This is a genomic window from Thalassobaculum fulvum (assembly GCF_014652915.1).
In the GTDB taxonomy this organism is placed as follows: domain Bacteria; phylum Pseudomonadota; class Alphaproteobacteria; order Thalassobaculales; family Thalassobaculaceae; genus Thalassobaculum_A; species Thalassobaculum_A fulvum.
Genome location: NZ_BMZS01000004.1, coordinates 1 through 20,965 on the forward strand (window position 1 = coordinate 1; position 20,965 = coordinate 20,965).

The following is a 20,965-nucleotide window of genomic DNA, read 5'->3' on the forward strand; positions in this document are numbered from 1 at the left end:
CGACCCCGATTCCGTCGTGCCGTCGTCGCCGATCGCGGTGATGGCGTAGGAGCCGGCCGACAGCGAGGTGCTGAACGCCCAGGTGCCGCCGCCGTCCGGCGTGGCGGTGCCGACCGTCACGCCGTTGACCAGCACATGGACCTGGGTCGCGCCGCTCGAGGTGCCGGTGAAGGTCTGGGTGGCGGAGCTGGTGATGTTGTCGCTGCTGCTGGCACCCAGGTCGGTGCCGGCGGTCAGGTCCGGCGTCGACGGCGTCGAGGGGCCGGCCACGCTGAAGTTGATGTTGTCGAGGCCGACCCGCCAGCTGCTGCCGCTGGTGGTGTCGGCGTAGGACACGGTGAACGAGGTGATGCCGTTCCAGTCGCCGGGGTTGAGGGTGGCGATCGAGCCGACGATCGAGCCGCTGTTGTCGGCGATCGTCACCGCGGTGCCGGTGTTCGGCGTGAAGACGTAGTTGACGCCGGCGCTGAGGTTGTTGAACTCGCCCATCTGGAACGAGGTGACGTTCACCGCCGTCGAGAACGTCACCGTGTAGGAGATGTTGCTGGTGGTGAGCAGGTTCCCCGGATTGAGAAACCCGGAAGAGACCCCGGCCATCGCGGTCCCGTCGGACTTGGTCACGCTCAGCGTGACCCCGCCCTCGTTCGAGGTCAGCGTGGTGGTCGTGTTGAGGGTCGTGACCACGCCGAAGGTCGCGATGATCAGCGCGTGCGGAAAGGCTGCCCGCGCCGCCGGTGCAAAGGCGAGGTCGCCTGCTGCCGGCAGATCCCAGTTGCCGCCGCGGTCGGACGAACCGACCGGGCCCGCGGAAGCCGCGACCCGGCAGCCGAGCAGCGCCGACAGCCGCTCGACGAACGCCGCGCCATCGGTCCCCTCCGCCACCGAACAGCCGTACAGCACGATCTCGGCGTCGTCGGCCAGGGCGTCGCGAATCGGTTCGAGGAGGGCCGGGCGCGCCGCCAGCGCGGCGGCATCCACCATGCGTCCCGACAGCAGCAGGCGACCGGGAGCGCCGTGCGACAGGACGTGCAGGGCCGTCAGTTCGGGCAGCCCGGCCGAACGACGCCCGGCCAGTGCCATCGCGATCGCGGCAACCGGGTCACCCGAGACCGGCAGCCGGACGACTTCGATCCCGGGCCGCAGGCCGTCCAGCAGGATCCGGGAGTCGGCGACGCCCGGATCCACGATCAGGCATTCGGCGCCGGCCGAATCTGAAACCTTCCGCCCGATCCATGTGCCGGCTGGCGTCGTCTCAAGCATCTCTCGCTCCCCCAACTTCTGATCCCCGGCGCGTCCCGGCCCCTGGCTGCGGCCATTCAGCTTGGATGATAGTTCGCCCAACAACCCATCATCAAACATTCCAATTACTTTAGAATATTTTTAAACAAATGCTTGAGCACCCCTACCGGTCGCCCTCAACTTTCCCGGCAACCGATGCCACCGCGGCCCGCAGAAAGCACGACCGCAACGCGCAGCTCCTTCGACCCTGCCCCACGCTTCTAAAGATTTTCTTACCACGCATACGGCGACCTCGATCCGCCGGGCGTTCCGACTGGCAGCGTCCTGTCGTCCATTCGACAAATCCGCTGCGGCTCGTCATTCGCGGGCACGCGCCGCACCCGCGGGCCGAAGCCGCTCGCACCCGACGCCTTCCGGGGCCGGACGTGCCCGTCATCGCGGGAATGGTGAGCGCGACAGGATTCGAACCTGTGACCGGCTGATTAAAAGTCAGCTGCTCTACCAACTGAGCTACGCGCCCGCACCGGCCCCCGGGTCTGCATCGCGGCGGGGGCTTCGCGTCGGCCGGAACCTAGGCAGACCGCCCCCGGAGGTCAACTGTTATGGGCCGCCCCGCTCCGGCGTCGGTCAGTCGGCGAACGGGCCGGTCTGCTTGGCTTGCCCGACCTGACTCGGATCGCGGTCGAAGCGGTTCATGACCCGCTCGGCGACGCGCGGCGTGACGAACTCGGTGATTGCCCCGCCGAGCCGGCCGATCTCCTTCACGAAGCGCGAGGAGATGAACTGGTGGCGGTCCGAGGCCATCAGGAACAGGGTCTCGATCCGCGGGTTCAGCCGGGCGTTCATGCCGGCCATCTGGAACTCGTACTCGAAGTCCGAAACCGCCCGCAGGCCGCGGATGATCACCGATGCGCCCTGGGATTCCGCGAAGTGCATCAGCAGCGAGCCGAACGGCTTCACGTCGATGGCGCCGTGGAAGCCGTCCTCGCTGTTCTTGACCAGGATGTCGGCGATCTCGTCCTGGACCATCTCGACCCGCTCGTCGAGGCTGAACAGCGGCCCCTTGCCGGCGTTGCGGGCGACCGCCACGACCAGCCGGTCGACGGTCTTGCTGGCCCGCCGGATGATGTCGATGTGCCCCCTGGTGATCGGGTCGAACGTCCCCGGATACACCCCGACCCGCTCAGGCCCGACCCGCTCAGGCCCGACCCGCTCGGGACGCGTCACCGCGCTGCTCATTCCGCCGTATCCCCCTCGTCCACACCGGGCTCCGCGCCCCCGCCGCCATCGGCACGACCGGTGTCGGCACCACCGATGTCGCTACCACCGATGTCGCTACCACCGATGTCCGGGCCGTCAGCCCCGCCGCTGTCGTCGGCATCCCCGTTCTCGTCGTCGCCGGTCTCCCCGACCAGCGAGACCGAAACCACCTTCTCCTCGTCGCCGACCCGGAACAGCACGACGCCCTGGGTCTTGCGCGCCGCCACCCGGATGTCGTCGACCGGGCAGCGGATGATCTGGCCGCCGTTCGTGACCAGCATGATCTGGTCGCTGGGCGCCACCGGGAACGCCGCCGCCACCGGGCCGTTCTTGCGGGTGACGTCCATCGAGGCGATGCCCTGGCCGCCGCGCCCGGTGACCCGGTACTCGTGCGCCGAGGTCCGCTTGCCGTAGCCCTTCTCGGTCACCGACAGCACGAACTCCTCGGCGGCGCCCAGAACCGCGAAGCGCTCTTCGCTCAGCAGCACGTCGGGCGCGGTCGCGTCCTCGTCGCCCTCGCCGCTGCCGCGCCGGATCCAGGCGGCCTGGCGCAGGTAGATCTCGCGCTCGCTCTGCTCCGCGCCCTCGACGTCCCGATAGTCGACGTGGCGCAGGATCGACATCGACACCACCTCGTCGCCGCCGGCCAGCTTGATGCCGCGCACGCCCAGCGAATCGCGACCGCGGAACAACCGCACGTCGGCCACCTGGAAGCGGATCGCCTTACCCTGGCGGGTCGCCAGCAGCACGTCGTCGCCCTCGTTGCACGGCATCACCGCGATCAGCCGGTCGCCGTCGTCGAGCTTCATCGCCCGCTTGCCGGCACGGTTGATGTTGGTGAAGTCGCTCAGCGCGTTGCGCCGGACGGTACCGGCGGCGGTGGCGAACATCACGTGCAGTTCGCCCCAGCCGGCCTCGTCGGCCGGCATCGGCATGACGGTCTGGATCCACTCGCCCTCTTCCAGCGGCAGCAGGTTGACCATCGGCCGGCCTCGCGACTGCGGCGTGCCCTCCGGCAGGCGGTAGGTCTTGAGCTGGTAGACTTGGCCACGGGAGGTGAAGAACAGGATCGGGGCGTGGCTGTTGGCCACGAACAGCCGGTGCACCCAGTCCTCGTCGCGGGTCGCCATGCCGGCGCGGCCCTTGCCGCCGCGCTTCTGCGACCGGTAGGTCGCCAGCGGCACCCGCTTGATGTAGCCCGAGTAGCTGACCGTGACGACCATGTCCTCGCGGGCGATCAGGTCCTCGATGTCGTGCTCGAACTCGTTCTCCTGGATTTCGGTCCGGCGGTCGTCGGCCCATGCATCGCGGGTCGCCTGCAACTCCTCGCGCAGTACCTCCAGCAGCCGCGGCCGCGAGGTCAGGATCGCCAGGTAGTCCTTGATCCGGGCGGCGATGTCCTCCGCCTCCTCGATCAGCTTGGACCGCTCCATGCCGGTCAGGCGCTGCAGGCGCAGGTCCAGGATCGCCCGCGCCTGGGCGTCCGACAGCAGGTAGGTGCCGTCCTCGAGGACCCGGTGCCCCGGATCGTCGATGATCGCGATGAAGTCGGCGACGTCGCGCGCGTCCCAGGCGGTCTCGCACAGCCGGCGCCGGGCCTCGCCGGCATCCGGCGACGAGCGGATCAGCGCGATCACGGCGTCCAGGTTGTTGATCGCCACCATCAGGCCGGCCAGCACGTGGGCCCGCTCGCGCGCCTTGTGCAGCAGGTAGCGGGTGCGGCGGGTGATGACCTCCTCGCGGAACTCGACGAAGGCCGCGATCACGTCGCGCAGGTTCATCTGTTCCGGCCGGCCGCGGTTCAGCGCCAGCATGTTGACGCCGAAGCTGGTCTGCAGCGGGGTGTATCGGTAGAGCTGGTTCAGCACGACCTCGCCGATGGCGTCGCGCTTGAGCTCGACCACCACGCGGACGCCGTCGCGGTCGCTCTCGTCGCGCAGGTCGGCGATGCCCTCGACGGTCTTGTCGCGGACGATCTCGCCGATCCGCTCGATCATCCGGGCCTTGTTGACCTGGTACGGGATCTCGGTGATGACGATCGCGAACCGGTCCTTGCGAATCTCCTCGATCTCGGCCCGGCCGCGCATGATCACCGAGCCGCGGCCGGTGTGATACGCCTCGCGGATGCCGGAGCGGCCCAGGATCAGGCCGCCGGTCGGGAAGTCCGGCCCCGGCACGTGGGCCATCAGCTCGTCCACGGTGATGCCCGGGTTGTCGAGCATCGCCAGGCAGGCGTCGACCACCTCGCCGAGGTTGTGCGGCGGGATGTTGGTGGCCATGCCGACGGCGATGCCGCCGGCGCCGTTGACCAGCAGGTTCGGGTACTCGGCCGGCAGCACCGACGGCTCGTCGGTCGTCTCGTCGTAGTTCGGGACGAAGTCGACGGTTTCCTTGTCGATGTCGCGCAGCAGGCCCTCGGCCGCCTTCGCCAGGCGCGCCTCCGTGTACCGCATGGCGGCCGGCGGATCGCCGTCCATCGAGCCGAAATTGCCCTGGCCGTCGACCAGCGGCAGGCGCATCGAGAAGTCCTGCGCCATGCGGACCATGGCGTCGTAGATCGCGCTGTCGCCGTGCGGGTGGTACTGGCCCATGACGTCGCCGACGATGCGCGCCGACTTGCGGTACGGCCGGGTCCAGTCGTAGCCGCCGACCTTCATGGCGTACAGGATGCGCCGGTGCACCGGTTTCAGGCCGTCGCGGACGTCGGGCAGCGCGCGGGCCACGATCACGCTCATGGCGTAGTCGAGGTACGAGCGCCGCATCTCGTCTTCGATGGAGACCGGGGCGATGTCGTGGTGATCGGGTGTGATGTCGGACAACCGAGGGGTTCCGGATCAGGTGGCTGTGGATGGCCTGGAAAGGCCTTTGCGGCGCCGAATCGGGCGCGCCCGTGCTTCACGAAAACTTAGCAGAGCCGGGCGCATGCGGCAATGTTGCGGCGCCGAAGGCGGCGTCCCGGGCCGGCGACCGGATCGCATTCCCCGGGGACCGCCCGCCAGCCGGGCCGTTCAGCCGGTCACCGCGATCGGCTCCGACGGCAGACGACGCGCGGACGGGAGCCTGACGGTCGCCGCCGTGCCCACCCCGACCTCCGATTCGACGGTCAGCGTGCCGCCGTGCATCTCGACCAGCCCCTTCGCGATGTTCAGCCCGAGGCCGGAGCCCTCGGCGTCCCGCGAGACGTTGACCTTGGCCTGCCCGAACATCTGGAAGACCCGCTCGAGTTCCTCGCGCGTCATGCCGCAACCGGTGTCGGACACCGACAGGACGATCCCCTCGGCTTCGTCGGACACCGCAACCGCGATCTCGCCGCCGTCGCCCGTGAACTTCACGGCATTCGACATCAGGTTCAGCAGGATCTGCTTGATCGCCCGGGCATCGGCGATCAGCCGGACGTTCGTCGGGCGGTAGGACGACCGGATCCCCTTGGCCTCGATCCGCGGAGCCAGCAGGCCCAGGCACTGCTCGATGATCGGCCCGAGGCTGGTCGGCCCCTCGGCCAGTTCGAAGCGCCCCGCCTCGATCTTCGCGAGGTCCAGGATGTCGTTGATCAACGACCGCAGGTGGTCGCCGCTTTCGTGGATCATCCGGCCGTAGTCGCGGTAGCGCGGATCCGAGTTCGGGCCGTACATCTCCATCGAAATGATCTCGGAGAAACCGAGAATGGCGTTGAGCGGCGTCCGCAGCTCGTGGCTCATCCTGGCCAGGAAGTCCGACTTGGCGGCATTGGCACGGGCCGCCTCGGCCAATGCCCGCTGTAACGCCTCGGTGGAGGCCTGCAGCGCACGGGTCTGCGCCTCGAGCTGGTCGTGACTACGGGTCAGCGCGTCGGTCGACTGGCGCGCCCGGCGCACGATCAGGACCATCAGTGCCGTGGCCAGGACGGCAATCCCCAGCAGCGGCAGCGCGAGCTCGCGAAGCAGCGCCGTCCCCGGGCGGTGGCCGGTCCAGGAAAGGCGGGCGATGTCGCGGTCGTCGGTCGTGCTCAAGGGGATCGAGTCCGCCAGCTCGGCCGAGGCTGGCGCGAGCTTCATGTCGGACAGGAGATAGAGCTCGCCGAAGCGCCGGAGCATCGCCTCGTCGATGCGGCGCACGAAGACCAGGGCAACCGGGACGCCGTCGCGAAGCGGAATCGGCCGGTCGTCCTCCCACTTGAGGATCGCGGCGCCGGCGATCGCCGGAGCGCCGTCGAACTCCAGGAACGAGGTCGCGACGCCGGGCACGATCCCCGGCTCGCCGACGGTGCGCCGGGCATCGGCGACGATCCGCGCCAACTCCGGCGAGAACCGCGCCGCCATGTCGGCTTCCTGGATCGCCCCGTCGACCGAACCGAAGATCGGCTCCAGATCGGCATCGAGCACCAGTGTCGCGTCCATGCCGAGGCTCTCGTTGGCCCAGGCCCCGACATTGTCTTCCGCCCAACCCCGGTCGAACTCGACGGCGAGGTTCTCCACCGCGTCGTTCCAGAAGCTGTAGTCGCGGACCACCCCGCCGAGCTGCTCGGTCTCGACCCGCAGCGCGCTGCTGGCGAGATACTGATCGGAGCGGATGGCCAGGCGATTCTGGCTGTTCGCGGCGATGACGGCCAGCATCAGGATCAGGGCGACGACCGCGACGCCGAGAATCGCGATCGGGGTGACGACGTTGCGCAGGGGCGATCGCTGCGGCCCGGGCGTCCCGGCCGGCGCCGCCGCGGGTCGGGCCGGTTGCTCAGCGTTCGTCGTCGACGCCCTGCTCATCATATCGGGGTAGTAGCGACCATTGCCTTAAGGACTCGCTAACGGCCGCGGCCCCGACCGCCGTCAGTCCATCCGCGCGGAGAGCGACAGGCTGAGCGGCAATCGCGGGTCGAATCCGTGCGGCCAACGGTACTGCCCCGGCCCGCCCGGCACCAAGGCCGGCAGCAGCTTCCAGGCGATCTCGTCGTGCTCGTGCAGCCATTCGAGGCGCAGGCCGGCGCCGATCACGGCGTTCACGATGTCGGAGACGCTGTGCGCCCATTCGAAGTTCCGCCGGTTCTCGAGGACGGCGTCCGGATCGGCATAGTCCGCCGTCATCTCGAGCGCCGTCGGCTCCTCGCGATGGAAATACGGATAGCGCACCCGCAGCGTCCCGGCCGGGAGGCCGGCCGCCTCGTCGGAATCGTCGAACACCAATGCTGCCGGATGGGCGTCGCAGAAATAGAACCGCCCGCCCGGCTTCAGGAAATGGGCCGCCACCTTCGCCCAGGCCGCCAGGTCGGGCAGCCAGCAGACCGTGCCCCAGGTCACGTAGACCAGGTCGAAGCGCCCTTCGATCAGCGCCGGGGCCGCATAGACGTCGCCCTCGACGAACCGGGCGTCCAGCCCGAGTTCGACCGCCAACCCCCGTGCGGTCCGGACCGCCGCCGACGAGAAGTCGAGCCCGGTAACCCGGGCCCCGCGCTGCGCCAGGATCAGGCTGTCGACGCCGAAATGGCACTGCAGATGCAGGACGTCGAGCCCGTCGACCGGCCCGAGCTCGGCCTCCTCGATGGCATGCAGCCGCCGGGTGCCGCGCCTCAGCGCGTCGACGCCGTAGCCGTCCGGCCCGGTCGAGGCGACATGGATGCCGACCAGACCGTCCCAGAACGCCCTGTTCGCCTGGAGGTAGGGACCGGCATCGGGCATCCGAGACCTCAGAACGGGATTTCGTCGTCCAGGTCGCCGGGACCGCCCATCGGCGCCGGGCCGCCGCCACCGGAACGGCCGCCGCCGCCCTGACCGCCGCCCTGACCCCCGCCACTGCCGAAGTCACCGCCCCGGCTGTAGTCGTCACCGTAACCACCGCCGCCGCCGCCCTCGCCGCGGCCGCCGAGCAGCGTCAGTTCGCCGCGGAAGCGCTGCAGGACCACTTCGGTGGTGTACTTCTCCTGGCCGCTCTGGTCGGTCCACTTGCGGGTCTGCAGCTGGCCTTCGACGTACACCGAGCTGCCCTTGCGAAGGTACTGCTCGGCGATCCGGGCCAGGTTCTCGTTGAAGATCACCACCCGGTGCCACTCGGTCCGCTCGCGCTGTTCGCCGCTCGAACGATCGCGCCAGCGCTCGGAGGTGGCGAGCGTGAAGTTCACGATCTTGGTGCCGTCCTGGGTGGTCCGGACCTCCGGGTCGCGGCCGAGGTTGCCCACCAGAATCACCTTGTTGACGCTGCCCGCCATCGTCTCGCTCTCACTTGTCCGTCAGTTCCTGCAACGGCACGGGGGCATCGGGCTCCCGGCGGTCGCGTCGGCGGACCTTCCCACATCGCCCGGCCGGTTCCAAGCCCGTTGCCACCCGGCGGCGCCTGCGAAACCCACTTTGCAGTTAAAGGACATACCGCGGCGGGCCGATTCGATACCGATCCGCAACGAGGTAGCGAATCGGCGTACCGCCGGTCGGCGCGCCGGTTATCCACAGATACCGACAGCTTCTGTCAGCAGCCCCTGCGACCAAGTCGCATGGCCGGTGGCAATACCGTCCCCGGGCGCCCTATATTCCAGGATTGCTTCCACCCCCGTGTTCCCGAGTCGAGGCCTGCCATGGCGCCCCTTCCCGCGTCCGACAGCGAGCTCCGCGTGATCCGCGTACGCGGCGCCCGGGAGCACAATCTGAAGAACGTCGACGTCGACCTGCCGCGCAACGCGCTGTCGGTGCTGACCGGGCTCAGCGGCTCCGGCAAGTCGTCGCTCGCCTTCGACACGATCTACGCCGAGGGCCAGCGCCGCTACGTCGAGAGCCTGTCGGCCTACGCCCGGCAGTTCCTCGAGCTCATGCAGAAGCCCGACGTCGATCTCATCGAGGGACTCTCGCCGGCGATCTCGATCGAGCAGAAGACCACCTCGCGCAACCCGCGCTCGACGGTCGGCACGGTCACCGAGATCTACGACTATCTGCGGCTGCTGTACGCCCGGGTCGGCATCCCCTACTCGCCGGCCACCGGGCTGCCGATCGAGAGCCAGACCGTCAGCCAGATGGTCGATCGCATCCTGGAGATGCCGGAGGGCACCAGGCTGTACCTGCTGGCGCCGATCGCGCGCGGCAAGAAGGGCGAGTTCCGCAAGGAGCTGGCCGACCTGCGCAAGCGCGGCTTCCAGCGCGTGAAGATCGACGGCGAGCTGCTGGAGATCGAGGACGCCCCGGCCCTCGACAAGAAGCGCAAGCACGACATCGAAGTGGTGGTCGACCGGCTGGTGGTGCGCGACGGCATCCAGACCCGGCTGGCCGACTCGATCGAGACCGCGCTCGGCCTGTCCGACGGGCTGCTGTTCGCCGACGAGGCGGACGGCGGCGAGCGCCACACCTTCTCCGCCAAGTTCGCCTGCCCGGTCTCCGGCTTCACGATCGATGAGATCGAGCCGCGGCTGTTCTCGTTCAACAACCCGTTCGGCGCCTGCCCGTCCTGCGACGGCCTCGGCACCAAGATGTACTTCGATCCCGAGCTGGTGATCCCGAACCCGACGCTGTCCCTGAAGAAAGGTGCGGTCGGGCCGTGGGCGGCCAGTTCCTCCAAGTACTACGTCCAGACCCTGGAAAGCCTGGCACGGCATTTCGGGGTGTCGATGGACACCCCGTGGCAGGACCTGCCCGAGCGGGCGCGCGACGGCATCCTGAACGGCACCGGCGACGAGCCGGTGGTCATGGCGTTCGAGGACGGGCTGCGGACCTACAAGACCACCAAGCCGTTCGAGGGGGTTGTCCCGAACATGCAGCGGCGCTGGCGCGAGACCGACAGCGCCTGGGTGCGCGAGGAGCTCGGCCGCTACCAGTCGGTGGCGCCGTGCGAGGCCTGCGGCGGCCAGCGCCTGAAGCCGGAGGCGCTGGCGGTCAAGGTCGGCGGTCTGACGATCTCCGAGGTCTGCGACTTCTCGATCGGCAAGGCAGTGGCCTGGTTCGACGCGCTGGAGGACTCGCTGCGCCCGAAGGACCGCGAGATCGCCCAGCGTATCCTCAAGGAGATCCGCGAGCGGCTCGGCTTCCTGAACAATGTCGGCCTGGAGTACCTCACCCTGTCGCGCGGTTCCGGCTCGCTGTCCGGCGGCGAGAGCCAGCGCATCCGCCTGGCCTCGCAGATCGGCTCCGGCCTGACCGGCGTGCTGTACGTGCTGGACGAGCCGTCGATCGGCCTGCACCAGCGCGACAACGACCGCCTGCTGGCGACCCTGAAGCGGCTGCGCGACCTCGGCAACACGGTGATCGTGGTCGAGCACGACGAGGACGCCATCCGCGAGGCCGATTACGTGATCGACATGGGCCCGGGTGCGGGCGTGCACGGCGGCACGGTGGTGGCCAGCGGCACGCCCGAGGAGATCATGCACGCCCCGGAGAGCCTGACCGGGCAGTACCTCTCGGGCTTCCGGCAGATCGCCGTGCCGCAGCAGCGCCGCAAGGCCAGGAAGGGCCGCTTCCTGACGGTCAAGGGCGCGACCGGCAACAACCTGAAGAACGTCGACTTGACGATCCCGCTCGGCACCTTCACCTGCGTCACCGGGGTGTCCGGCGGCGGCAAGTCGACCCTGGTGATCGAGACCCTGTGGAAGGCCCTGGCCCGCCGGCTGCACAACGCCCGGGAGCATTCGGCCCCGTTCGAATCGATCGACGGCCTCGACAAGATCGACAAGGTGGTCGACATCGACCAGTCGCCGATCGGCCGCACGCCGCGCTCGAACCCGGCGACCTACACCGGCGCGTTCACGCCGATCCGCGACTGGTTCGCCGGGCTGCCGGAGGCCCAGGCCCGCGGCTACGCGCCCGGCCGGTTCTCGTTCAACGTCAAGGGCGGGCGCTGCGAGGCCTGCCAGGGCGACGGCGTCATCAAGATCGAGATGCACTTCCTGCCGGACGTCTACGTGCAGTGCGACGTCTGCAAGGGCCATCGCTACAATCGCGAGACTCTCGAAATTCGCTTCCGAGACAAATCGATAGCCGATGTTCTTGAGATGACGGTCGAGGAGGGCGCGAAGTTCTTCAAGGCCGTGCCGTCGATCCGCGACAAGCTGGAGACCCTGGAGCGGGTCGGCCTCGGCTACATCAAGGTCGGGCAGCCGGCGACTACGCTGTCCGGCGGCGAGGCGCAGCGCGTCAAGCTGGCCAAGGAGCTGTCGCGCCGGGCCACCGGCCGCACCGTCTACATCCTCGACGAGCCGACCACCGGACTGCACTTCGAGGACGTGCGCAAGCTGCTGGAGGTCCTGCAGGCGCTGGTCGAGCAGGGCAACACGGTGATCGTGATCGAGCACAACCTGGAGGTCATCAAGACCGCCGACCACATCGTCGATCTCGGCCCCGAGGGCGGCGACGGCGGCGGCCGGATCGTCGCCAGCGGTACGCCGGAAGAGGTCGCCGCGACCGAGGGCAGCTACACCGGCGAGTATCTGGCGCGCTACCTGAAACCGGCGACGGCGCCGGCCCGCAAGTCCGCCTGACGCCCCTCCCTAGACGCTGAACACCTTGCCGGCGACCGGCATTGCCGGGGCGACGCCGGCGCCCTGGACATAGTCGAACTGCGCCCGCCGGGCGGCGGTCGCCGCCTCGAACGTCGCCGCGCCGTAGAAGTAGCGGCGCATGCGGATGCCCTTGTTGGCCTGCATGAAGCCCTTGAGGGCGGTGATGTCGGCCGGGGTCGGGTTCGCCATGGCGTGGCCGTCGATGCCGATCGCCACCATCTTCAGGCCGCCGAGCTTCTCGGCGCGCTTGAAGGCCAGGCTGAAGTCCCCGATGAAGCCGGCGACGTACGGTGCCAGATAGGAGAACAACGTGTGCAGCCGGCCCTGCGGGACGTCGTCGGACAGACCGCGCACCATCAGGAACATCCGCTTCTCGGCGATCCGCGGCAGCAGCTTGCAGACCTCCAGGTACTGGGTGCGGTAGCCCTTGGCCGCCAGCGTGTCGTAGTGCACCGGCACCACCAGCAACGCCCGCCACTTCTGTGCCGCCGCATCGACCAGCGCCGCCCCGGCCCGCTGCAACACCATGCCGTCGATGGTCGCTTCCACGGCACCGGTGTCCGACGGCTCGTCCGGGTCGAACCCGAGTTCGGCGGCGTCGGGGACATGCAGCTCGGCGTGATAGCACGACACCAGCCGCTTGCGGACGTTGGCCACCGGCCAGAACCGCATGCGCATCTTGTCCTTGGCGGCCTCGACCTTGGCCGCCTCGGCGGCCTGCGCCCGCTTCTGCGCCTCCTCGACCGTCTCCTCGAGGGCGGCGGGCGACTTCAGGGCTACCGGGTCGTCGCGCGGAACCTCGAACACCATCGGCCGGACCGACACCGCGTCGCCGCCGGCCCCGGCCCCGGACAGCCGGGCGTTGACCTCGCGGCCGATGGCGTGGGCGGTCTTGTTGGCCTGCTCCTTGGTGGCCTTGCCGAACAGGACGATGAACCGCTCCTCGTTCACCAGGCAGTACACGTCGTCGGCGGTGATGTGCTTCTTGATGATGCCTTCGGTCAGCAGGTGGACCTTGTCCTTGATGCCGTGCCACTGCTCGCCGAACCGCTCCTTGAGCGCCTCGAAGCCGAGCATCTGGACGTTGCCGGCGATCAGCGCGTCCGCCGCCACCTTGTTCTGGCGGACGAACGACAGCAGCTTCGAAGAGAAGTCGGTGGGATCGCTGGGATCGAGCTTCTGGCGGTCGAACGACTGCAGGAAGCCGGTCTTGCGGGTCTCGCGGGGAATTCCGTCCTGGTAGCGATCGTCCATGCGTGCTCCGCCGGCCGCGGCACCACGCCCGCCCGAGGCCGTCATGATACCCCCCGGGTTGCTGGAGATTTAGGCAATTCGACCTTCCTGCCGTTCCGATGCCGCCGGACGTCCTCCGCGGGAGCGGTTGCACCCGGGGATCGCCACCGCTATCTGAACGCAGCATGATGAAACTTCCGTTAACCGACACCGGGGTCGCCCGATGACGTCCGCCCTTTCGCCCGTGCATGTGGTCGGCGGCGGGCTCGCCGGCTCGGAGGCCGCCTGGGCCCTGGCAAACGCCGGCGTTCCGGCGATTCTGCACGAGATGCGGCCGGTCCGCGGCACCGACGCCCACAAGACCGGTGGGCTCGCCGAACTGGTGTGCTCCAACTCGTTCCGCTCCGACGATCACGAGGCCAATGCGGTCGGGGTGCTGCACGAGGAGCTGCGGCGCTGCGGTTCGCTGATCCTGGAGGCCGGCGACGTCCACAAGGTGCCCGCCGGCTCCGCCTTGGCGGTCGACCGCGACGGCTTCTCGGCGATGGTCCAGGCGCGACTCGAAGCCCACCCGCTGGTGACGATCGAGCGCGGCGAGGTCGCCGGCCTGCCGCCGGCCGAGTGGGACAGCGTGATCGTCGCCACCGGCCCGCTCACCTCGCCGGCCCTGGCCGAGGCGGTGCGCGCCCGCACCGGTACCGACTCGCTGGCCTTCTTCGACGCGATCGCGCCGATCGTCCACACCGATTCGATCGACTTCGACACCGCGTGGTTCCAGTCGCGCTACGACAAGCCCGGCCCCGGCGGCACCGGCAAGGACTACATCAACTGCCCGCTCGACCAAGCGCAGTACGAGGCGTTCGTGCAGGCGCTGCTGGACGGCGAGAAGATGGACTTCCGGGAGTGGGAGGCCTCGACCCCGTATTTCGACGGCTGCATGCCGATCGAGGTGATGGCCAGCCGCGGGCCCGAGACCCTGCGCTACGGCCCGATGAAACCGGTCGGCCTCACCGACCCGCGGACCGGCCGGCGGCCCTACGCAGTCGTCCAGCTGCGCCAGGACAACGCGCTCGGCACCCTGTTCAACATGGTCGGGTTCCAGACCAAGCTGCGGCACGGCGAGCAGGTGCGGGTGTTCCGGACCATCCCCGGCCTGGAGAACGCCGAGTTCGCCCGCCTGGGCGGCCTGCACCGCAACACCTTCATCCATTCGCCGTCGCTGCTCGACGGCAGCCTGCGCCTCAAGGTCGAGCCGCGGCTGCGGTTCGCCGGCCAGATCACCGGCGTCGAGGGCTACGTGGAGAGTGCCGCCATCGGCCTGCTGGCCGGCCGGTTCGCCGCGGCCGAGCGGCTCAGACGGCAGCCCGAGGCGCCGCCCCGCACCACCGCGCTCGGGGCGCTGCTGGCGCATATCACCGGCGAAGCCAACCCCGAGACCTTCCAGCCGATGAACGTGAACTTCGGCCTGTTCCCGCCGCCCGACGAGGCCGAGACGGTCACCGCCAACGGCAAGCGGCGGCGGCTGAAGGGCCTGGACCGCAAGAAGGTGCAGGCGGCGCGGGCGCTGGCTGACCTCGACCTGTGGCTCGGCCACGGCCGGGCCGCCGCCGAGTAGCGCCTACAGCCCGAGGCGATAGCGCAGGACCCTGGCCGCATAGCGCCAGGCCAGGCCGGCCGCCGGCTCGGGTGGCAGGGCGAAAGGCTCGCAGCCGACCCGTTCGAGCCGGGCTGCGTGGTCCGCCGCCCGGTCGGCCAGCAGGCGCAACGGCCGGAAAGCCGGATCCCGGAATCCCGCCGAGTCGCGGGCCGCCGCGAGATGGCCGCGGGCCCGCTCGACGACCGGCCGGACCGCCGCCGACAGATGCACGGAGGCGCCCATATCTCTTATTTTCTGGTGAGATATGCCCGTTTTCTCAAGTAGTGCTGCGGGTAGCGGCGCCCGGCCGGCTGCCACAAGCACCGGTACCGCCCGCATCAGCCCGAGCAGCCCCCAGGCCGTCCCGGCCGACATTCCGGAGGCCGGATCCCCGCCAAGCACCTCGGCCAAGGCGGCGTGCAGTTCGCCCGCGGTGGCGGCGGCGTAGCGGTCGAGCTCGTCGAGGTCCGCCGGCGGCTCGTCCGCCAGGTCGGCCTCGCGGGCATCGACGATCCGCCGGAGCCGGTCGAGGCGCAGCCCCCGCCCGGCCGCGGCGTCGGCCAGCGGCAGCACGACCTCGTGGGCACGCGGCGTCCGCGCCTCGATCCCGTCGAAGGCCTCCCGCCACCACTGCAGCCGGATCGCGCCGATCGCCGGCTCGCTCACCACCTCGGCGGTCTTGGCGATCTCGTGATTGGCCGCCAGCACCGCCAGCAGCGCGTCGCGCCGCGACGCCGGCGCGTACAGGCAGGCCAGGTACCGCTCCCGGTCGTGCCGGCGGGCGATCTCGGCGCAGGCATCGCGGAACGAATTCTCTTCCATCTCGTGTCGCAAACCCGCCATCGTCCAGAACTAGAACGATCCGCAGCCCCCGTCCACCGCCGGCCCCTCGCCATGCTTCTCTCGACCCCGCGCGACATCCCGCTGCTTCCGGCCGCGCTCGGCTGCCGTGCGGCCCGGGAGATCGCCGGCGTGTACCGGTTCGCCCGCGGCCTGGACGACTTCGTCGACGATCCGCGCCGCCCGGTCGCGGCGAAGACCGGGCTCCTGACCACGGTCTCGGACTGGCTGCGCTCCCCGTCCGCGCCCGAGCTCGCGCGCGCCATCCGATCGCAATGCCGGGTGCCGCTCGACGGTCGGGTGCTCCGGCATGCCGGACGGCTCCGTCTCTTCGTCGAGCATCTGCAGCTGGACGCCGCCGGCACGCCGCTCCGCGACCGGGCGGCGTTCGACGGCTACTACCGCGGCGTCGCCGGGGTCTTCGGCGACATCGTCTGCGATGCGTTCGGCGAATCCTCCGAAGCGGTGCGCGCAGCGGTCCGGACCGCCGCGATCCGGCTCGGCATCCTGACCCAGCTCCGCGACGTCCCGGCGGATCTCGCGGCCGGGCGCCGGGTCTGCGGGCTGGAAGAGCAGGTCGCGGTGCTCGGACGTGCCGCAGCGACCGACGGCCGGCTCCGGCCCGAGATCGTCGCCGCCCATGTCCAGGCGGTACTGGCGATGCTTCCGCCCCCAGCGTCGCCCCCGGGTCCGGGCAGCTCGGCCACCCTGGGGCGCTATCTGGCGGCGGTGGAGGCCGCGAACGCGATCCTGACGGGCAGGCTGCTTCGGACGCCCGGACGCCCCGACCGCGCGACGCTCGGGCCGGCCGACCGGCTGGTCGTGGCCTGGCGCTTTCTGCGAGGCTGACCCGGTGCCGGACGTCGCGCTTGGTTCGGGATCCCTGAGGCGCTCGTCGTTCCGGTACTGCTTCCTGCACATGCAGGCGCGGCAGCAGGCCGCCATGGCGGCCCTGCACGGCCTGCTCCAGGAAGCCGACCGCCTGGCCGACGACCCCGGCGACCCGGAGCGGAAGGACGCCCGCATCGCCGCGTTCGACGGCTTCGAGGCCTACGTGCGCGATCAGTTCCGGCGTCCCGCCGGATCCGCACCGGAATTCATCGCCCTGACCGACGCCGGCGTGCGCTGGGACACGCTGGAGCCGGCGTTCGCCGCCATGCGCCGGGATCTCGAGGAACCGGCCCGGCTGGGCACCGTGGAGGAGCTCGACGCCTACTGCGATGCCGTCGCCGGTGCCCCCGGGCGCGCGATCCTGCAGATCGCCGGCTGCCCGCCGGCCCTGATCGACCCGCTCGCTCGGGAACTCGGCCGGGCGGTCCAGAAGACCAACATCCTCAGGGACCTGGAGGCGGACGCCCGGGACGGCCGCCGGTACCTTCCCGAACCGCTGGCGAGCCCGGCTGACATCGCGCGCAGCTGCCGGACCGGGACCTGCCTGACCGACCTGCCGGCGGTGGCGGCGGTCGCGGCCCAGGCCGAACGGCACTACGCGAACGCCCTCGCCGCCGTGGAAGCGGGTCCGGCGACCGTTCGCGTCCTGGTCGGCAACGTCGCGATCGCCTACCGCACCATCCTGGCGGCGCTGGCATCAAGGTCCTACGCGACCGGCTCGATCGGCCGCGTGACGAAGGTCCGGATCGCCGCCCGCATCGTCGCCCGCTCGCTGCTTGCCCGCGTCCTGGCGCGCGGCTGACCGGCGGTTCGCCTCAGGAACCGGCCAGCAGCCCACGCAGCTCGTCGTACCGGACCACCACCGTGATCGCCGGGCTGACCACCGGCACGACGACCGAGACCGCCAGCCGCGCGACATTGACCTTCGAGAGGACGCTCGCGGTGATCTGATCGATCTTCATCATCAGGTCGTACAGCCCGTCGATCTCGTCGACCGCGAAGCTCTTCGCCGTCGGGCTGTCGGCCAGGGCGGCGATCCGCTCCTGCAGCGCCGACTTGAGATGCGTGCCCGCACCGCTCACAGCCCCGTTCAGGCTGGAGATCGTCTGCAGGACGTACAGCATGTTGAACAGGAACACCGGAAACAGCACGAAGACCGACCCGAACCAGACCAGTTCGGGATGCTGCCAGCGAATGACGTGCAGCGCCGCCGCGAACAGCCCGACCACGAACGAGAAGTAGAAACAGAACGAAACGACCACGTCGACGATGCTGGTCAGCGCCGGCCCGAACGCGAACACGCTCGGCGACCGGGCGTTTGCCGGATCGGTGATCCAGTTCACCCAGGCGATCACCCGAACGCCCATGTAGATCCCGCCGCCCGACACGAACAGGACGACCAGCCCGCCGATCTGCAGCCAGGTGCGGACCGCAACGCCTCCCGGATAGCCGAGCGTCAGCGAGTAGAGCCACACCGGCAGTCCGAACGCCAGCGAGACGGCGAGGACGCCCCGGTCCGAGCCGATCGCGTCGACGACCGAGCGATACGCTTCGAGCCTGGAGCGGTCGACCAGCGTCTGTCGTGCGATGTCGTTGAAGCCGGCGATCCCCCTGTGAACGTTCTGATAGACGAACATCAGCGCGAACAGGATCAGCGCGGTGATCGCCAGGCCGAGCGCGGCGTCGGACACGACCGGCGCACCGGTCAGCGCCAGCAGTACGCACCCCACCAGGAAGTACCCGACCGCGATCATGTAGGCCAAAGTCACCGGCGAGACGCCGATCCTGCCGGCGCCGCGCCGCAGCCCGCGGACGATCCAGGTCTCCGCGTCCGCGACGCGCGCCCGCTCCGGCCGAGACCGCCGTCCCGGCGCGCCGGTCCTACCGGCCGGCAACTCCGCCCCCTCTCCCGGCCAGCGGCCGGAAGAACTTGGCGAGCGTCAGCCGCTGCTCGGCGTAGTTCGAACCGAGGTCCCGGCCGTACAGCACGTCGGGCACCGCCAGCAGCCGCTCGTATTTGAGCCGGGCGACCCGCTGGCCGTGCTCGAGCGCGAACGGCACCTCGTGCGACCGCACCTCCAGCACCGCCGGGGTGCCCCCCGGCCCCTCGCCGCGGTGGCCGAAGCCGGGATCGAAGAACCCGGCGTAGTGCACCCGGAACTCGCCGGCGGCGGTGTCGTACGGCACCATCTCGGCGCTGTAGCCGGGCGGCACCCGAACGCCCTCGCGCGACGCCATCAGGTAGAAGTCGTCGGGATTCAGGATCAGCCGCCCGGTGGCGTCCCCCAGGATAGGCTCCCAGAAGTCCAGCGGGTCGTAGTGGGCGACCTTCGAGAGATCGAGCAGCGGGGCGTGGCGACGGGCCCGATATGCGACCGGGTCGGCGCCGCGGGCCGCCAGATCGACCGATACCCAAAGCCCGTCGGCGATCACCGCCTCGGCGGACGCGCCGCCGGCGAACACCACCGGATCGAGGTCGTGGGCCTCGCGCAGCTGCCGGTCGCTGGTGCCGGTCGCCCCGACCCGGAACCGGATCTGGTTCAGCCGGTCGCCGGCCCGCACCACGATCGAGAAGGTGCGCGGCGCGATCTCCAGGTACATCGGCCCGGCGTAACCGGCGGGAACCTGCTCGAAGCCGGCGGCCCGGTCGACGATCAGCCGGGTGAACACGTCGAGGCGGCCGGTGCTGCTCTTCGGCGACGCGGTGCCGGAGACGCCGTCCGGCAGCGTCAGCCGCTCGGCCAGCGGCACGATGTAGACGCAGCCGCGTTCCAGCACCGTCGGCTTCGACAGGTCGAGCTCGTACATCTCCTGCGAGCGCTGCAGGTCGTCCAGCTTCTGCTCGACCGTGCGCTCGGGTCCCGGCAGGAAGCTGGAGACCACCCGATAGGCGCGGTCGCCGAGGCGCAGGTCCAGGCTGGCCGGCTGCAGCTGCGCGTCGAGGATCGCCGGCTCGGCCGCGATCCAGCCGTCGCGGATACCGTCGCGCAGGTGCTGGATCGCCAGGATGCCGTGATCATCGGTCTGGGTGAAATTCGCGGGCATGGGCGGGCCTGTCTCCCCGGAGAGCCGCTCAGTCGACCGGCAGCAGGGCCGCCGCGACCCGCCGGCCCTCGGCCAGCAGCAGGTTGAAGGTACGGCAGGCGGCGCCGGTGTCCATCATTTCCGCGACCGGCCCGCGCTCGCGGATCCGCTGCCGTATCGCCGGCGGAATGAACACCTGCGCCCGGCCGGTGCCGATCAGCAGGATGTCGAAGCCGATCTCCGCCCCCAGGATCGGCGCCAGGGTGTCCGGCTCCAGCGGCGCCAGCGCGGTCGCCGGCTCGACCGCCCACGGCACCGTGGTCTCGGGCATCACCAGGACCGGCCCGCGATGGAACACCTGGGCGATCCGGAAGCCGCCGTCGCCGTAACCGTGGATGATCTGGACGCCTTCCGGGACGAGCGGGGTGACGTCCATGGGCTCATCCCTCGCGTTCGGCCCGCTCGTACTCCGGCACCGCGACGTCCTCGGACGGCTCGTCCTCGCCCCGGCGCAGCCCGGTGTAGAGCAGCAGCGGGACCGCGATGAAGACCGACGAATAGGTGCCGATGACGATGCCCCAGATCATCGCCAGCGCGAAGTCCGCCAGCACCGCGCCGCCGAACAGGTAGATGGCGACCAGCGCGAGCAGGGTGGTGCCGGAGGTCAGCGTGGTCCGCGACAGGGTCTCGTTGACCGACAGCTCGAACAGGTCGGCCAGCGGCATCTTCTTGTACTTGCGCAGGTTCTCGCGGACCCGGTCGTAGATCACCACGGTGTCGTTGATCGAGTAGCCGGCGATCGTCAGCACCGCCGCCACCGTGGCGAGGTTGAACTCGTGCTGGATCACCGCGAACAGGCCGAGGGTCGAGACGATGTCGTGGGCGAGCGCCACGATGGCGCCGACGCCGAACTGCCACTCGAAGCGGAACCACACGTACAGCAGGATCGACAGCAGGGCGAGGCCGACCGCCAGGGCGCCGGCCTCGATCAGCTCCTGGCCGACCGTCGGGCCGACGAACTCGGTGCGCCGGTACTCGACTCCCTCGCCGAGCGCCGCCCGGACGGCATCGGTCGCCTTGATCTGCGCGGCCTCATCGCCCTCCTGGCGCTGGATGCGGATCAGCACCTCGTGCTCGTCGCCGAACTCCTGAAGGCTGACCTCGCCCAGCCCCAGCCCGCCCAGGTCGGCGCGCATCTGGGCGATGTTGGCCGGCGCGGACGTCCGGACCTCCATCAGGATGCCGCCCTTGAAGTCGATCCCGAAGTTCAGGCCGATGGTCGCGACCGCGACCAGCGAACCGATCACCAGGATGGTCGACAGGACGAAGGCGAGCAGCCGGCTGCGGATGATCGGCAGCTTGGCATTGCGCGGGACGAAGCGGATCGGTTTCAGCATCGCGGA

16 protein-coding genes and 1 tRNA gene are annotated in these 20,965 nt (G+C 70.0%); 4 read left to right on the top strand and 13 right to left on the bottom strand.

Annotated elements, in window-relative coordinates; translation table 11 throughout:
- The 7 genes from IE246_RS09335 to ssb form a co-directional block, all read right to left on the bottom strand.
- A partial coding sequence (locus IE246_RS09335) for a DUF4347 domain-containing protein (RefSeq protein WP_189988716.1) occupies window positions 1-1,260 on the bottom strand: 1,260 nt, incomplete at its 3' end.
- 423 nt (window positions 1,261-1,683) lie between these two features.
- A tRNA-Lys gene (locus IE246_RS09340) sits at window positions 1,684-1,759 on the bottom strand.
- A 107-nt stretch (window positions 1,760-1,866) separates the two neighbouring features.
- The gene (coaD, locus tag IE246_RS09345) at window positions 1,867-2,478 is read right to left on the bottom strand and encodes a pantetheine-phosphate adenylyltransferase (RefSeq protein ID WP_189988717.1); all 612 of its coding nucleotides are present in this window, start codon (window positions 2,476-2,478) and stop codon (window positions 1,867-1,869) included.
- Entirely contained in the window at window positions 2,475-5,261 is a 2,787-nt protein-coding gene (gene gyrA / locus IE246_RS09350; protein ID WP_229836910.1) for a DNA gyrase subunit A, read from the bottom strand. The genes coaD and gyrA overlap by 4 nt, the downstream gene beginning before the upstream one ends.
- 246 nt (window positions 5,262-5,507) lie before the next feature.
- Window positions 5,508-7,238 (bottom strand): sensor histidine kinase, encoded by a 1,731-nt coding sequence (locus tag IE246_RS09355; RefSeq protein ID WP_189988719.1) that lies wholly within the window; start codon window positions 7,236-7,238, stop codon window positions 5,508-5,510.
- 63 nt (window positions 7,239-7,301) lie between these two features.
- Window positions 7,302-8,147 (bottom strand): class I SAM-dependent methyltransferase, encoded by an 846-nt coding sequence (locus IE246_RS09360; protein WP_189988720.1) that lies wholly within the window; start codon window positions 8,145-8,147, stop codon window positions 7,302-7,304.
- Window positions 8,148-8,155: 8 nt separating this feature from the next.
- Entirely contained in the window at window positions 8,156-8,674 is a 519-nt protein-coding gene (gene ssb, locus IE246_RS09365) for a single-stranded DNA-binding protein (protein ID WP_189988721.1), read from the bottom strand.
- 360 nt (window positions 8,675-9,034) lie between these two features.
- Between ssb and uvrA the strand changes: the two genes are divergently transcribed.
- On the top strand, window positions 9,035-11,917 hold the full coding sequence (uvrA, locus tag IE246_RS09370) for an excinuclease ABC subunit UvrA (RefSeq protein WP_189988723.1): 2,883 nt from the start codon (window positions 9,035-9,037) through the stop codon (window positions 11,915-11,917).
- A gap of 9 nt (window positions 11,918-11,926) precedes the next feature.
- Here uvrA and IE246_RS09375 read toward each other — a convergent pair whose 3' ends face one another.
- The gene (locus IE246_RS09375) at window positions 11,927-13,192 is read right to left on the bottom strand and encodes a hypothetical protein (RefSeq protein ID WP_189988725.1); all 1,266 of its coding nucleotides are present in this window, start codon (window positions 13,190-13,192) and stop codon (window positions 11,927-11,929) included.
- A gap of 202 nt (window positions 13,193-13,394) precedes the next feature.
- On the opposite strand from IE246_RS09375, the gene trmFO reads away from it, so the two are divergent.
- Entirely contained in the window at window positions 13,395-14,786 is a 1,392-nt protein-coding gene (gene trmFO / locus IE246_RS09380; protein ID WP_189988727.1) for a methylenetetrahydrofolate--tRNA-(uracil(54)-C(5))-methyltransferase (FADH(2)-oxidizing) TrmFO, read from the top strand.
- A 3-nt stretch (window positions 14,787-14,789) separates the two neighbouring features.
- Here trmFO and IE246_RS09385 read toward each other — a convergent pair whose 3' ends face one another.
- A complete protein-coding gene (locus IE246_RS09385) occupies window positions 14,790-15,629 on the bottom strand; it encodes a phytoene/squalene synthase family protein (protein WP_189988730.1) in 840 nt (279 codons plus the stop codon).
- Between the two features lie 72 nt (window positions 15,630-15,701).
- On the opposite strand from IE246_RS09385, the gene IE246_RS09390 reads away from it, so the two are divergent.
- A complete protein-coding gene (locus tag IE246_RS09390; RefSeq protein WP_189988732.1) occupies window positions 15,702-16,496 on the top strand; it encodes a squalene/phytoene synthase family protein in 795 nt (264 codons plus the stop codon).
- 4 nt (window positions 16,497-16,500) lie between these two features.
- Window positions 16,501-17,340: a squalene/phytoene synthase family protein gene (locus tag IE246_RS09395; protein ID WP_189988733.1), complete on the top strand. Its 840-nt coding sequence runs from the start codon at window positions 16,501-16,503 to the stop codon at window positions 17,338-17,340.
- Window positions 17,341-17,353: 13 nt separating this feature from the next.
- On the opposite strand, the gene IE246_RS09400 is transcribed toward IE246_RS09395, so the two are convergent.
- From IE246_RS09400 to secF, 4 genes are read right to left on the bottom strand one after another with little or no spacing between them, the layout of a single operon-like run.
- The gene (locus IE246_RS09400) at window positions 17,354-18,433 is read right to left on the bottom strand and encodes a hypothetical protein (protein ID WP_189988735.1); all 1,080 of its coding nucleotides are present in this window, start codon (window positions 18,431-18,433) and stop codon (window positions 17,354-17,356) included.
- The gene (locus IE246_RS09405) at window positions 18,420-19,583 is read right to left on the bottom strand and encodes a 2'-deoxycytidine 5'-triphosphate deaminase (protein ID WP_189988737.1); all 1,164 of its coding nucleotides are present in this window, start codon (window positions 19,581-19,583) and stop codon (window positions 18,420-18,422) included. The genes IE246_RS09400 and IE246_RS09405 overlap by 14 nt, the downstream gene beginning before the upstream one ends.
- Window positions 19,584-19,611: 28 nt before the next feature.
- Window positions 19,612-19,998, bottom strand: coding sequence for an Mth938-like domain-containing protein (locus IE246_RS09410; protein WP_189988739.1), 387 nt, complete (start codon window positions 19,996-19,998; stop codon window positions 19,612-19,614).
- 4 nt (window positions 19,999-20,002) lie between these two features.
- Window positions 20,003-20,959, bottom strand: coding sequence for a protein translocase subunit SecF (secF, locus tag IE246_RS09415; RefSeq protein ID WP_189988741.1), 957 nt, complete (start codon window positions 20,957-20,959; stop codon window positions 20,003-20,005).
- Between the last annotated feature and the right edge of the window lie 6 nt (window positions 20,960-20,965).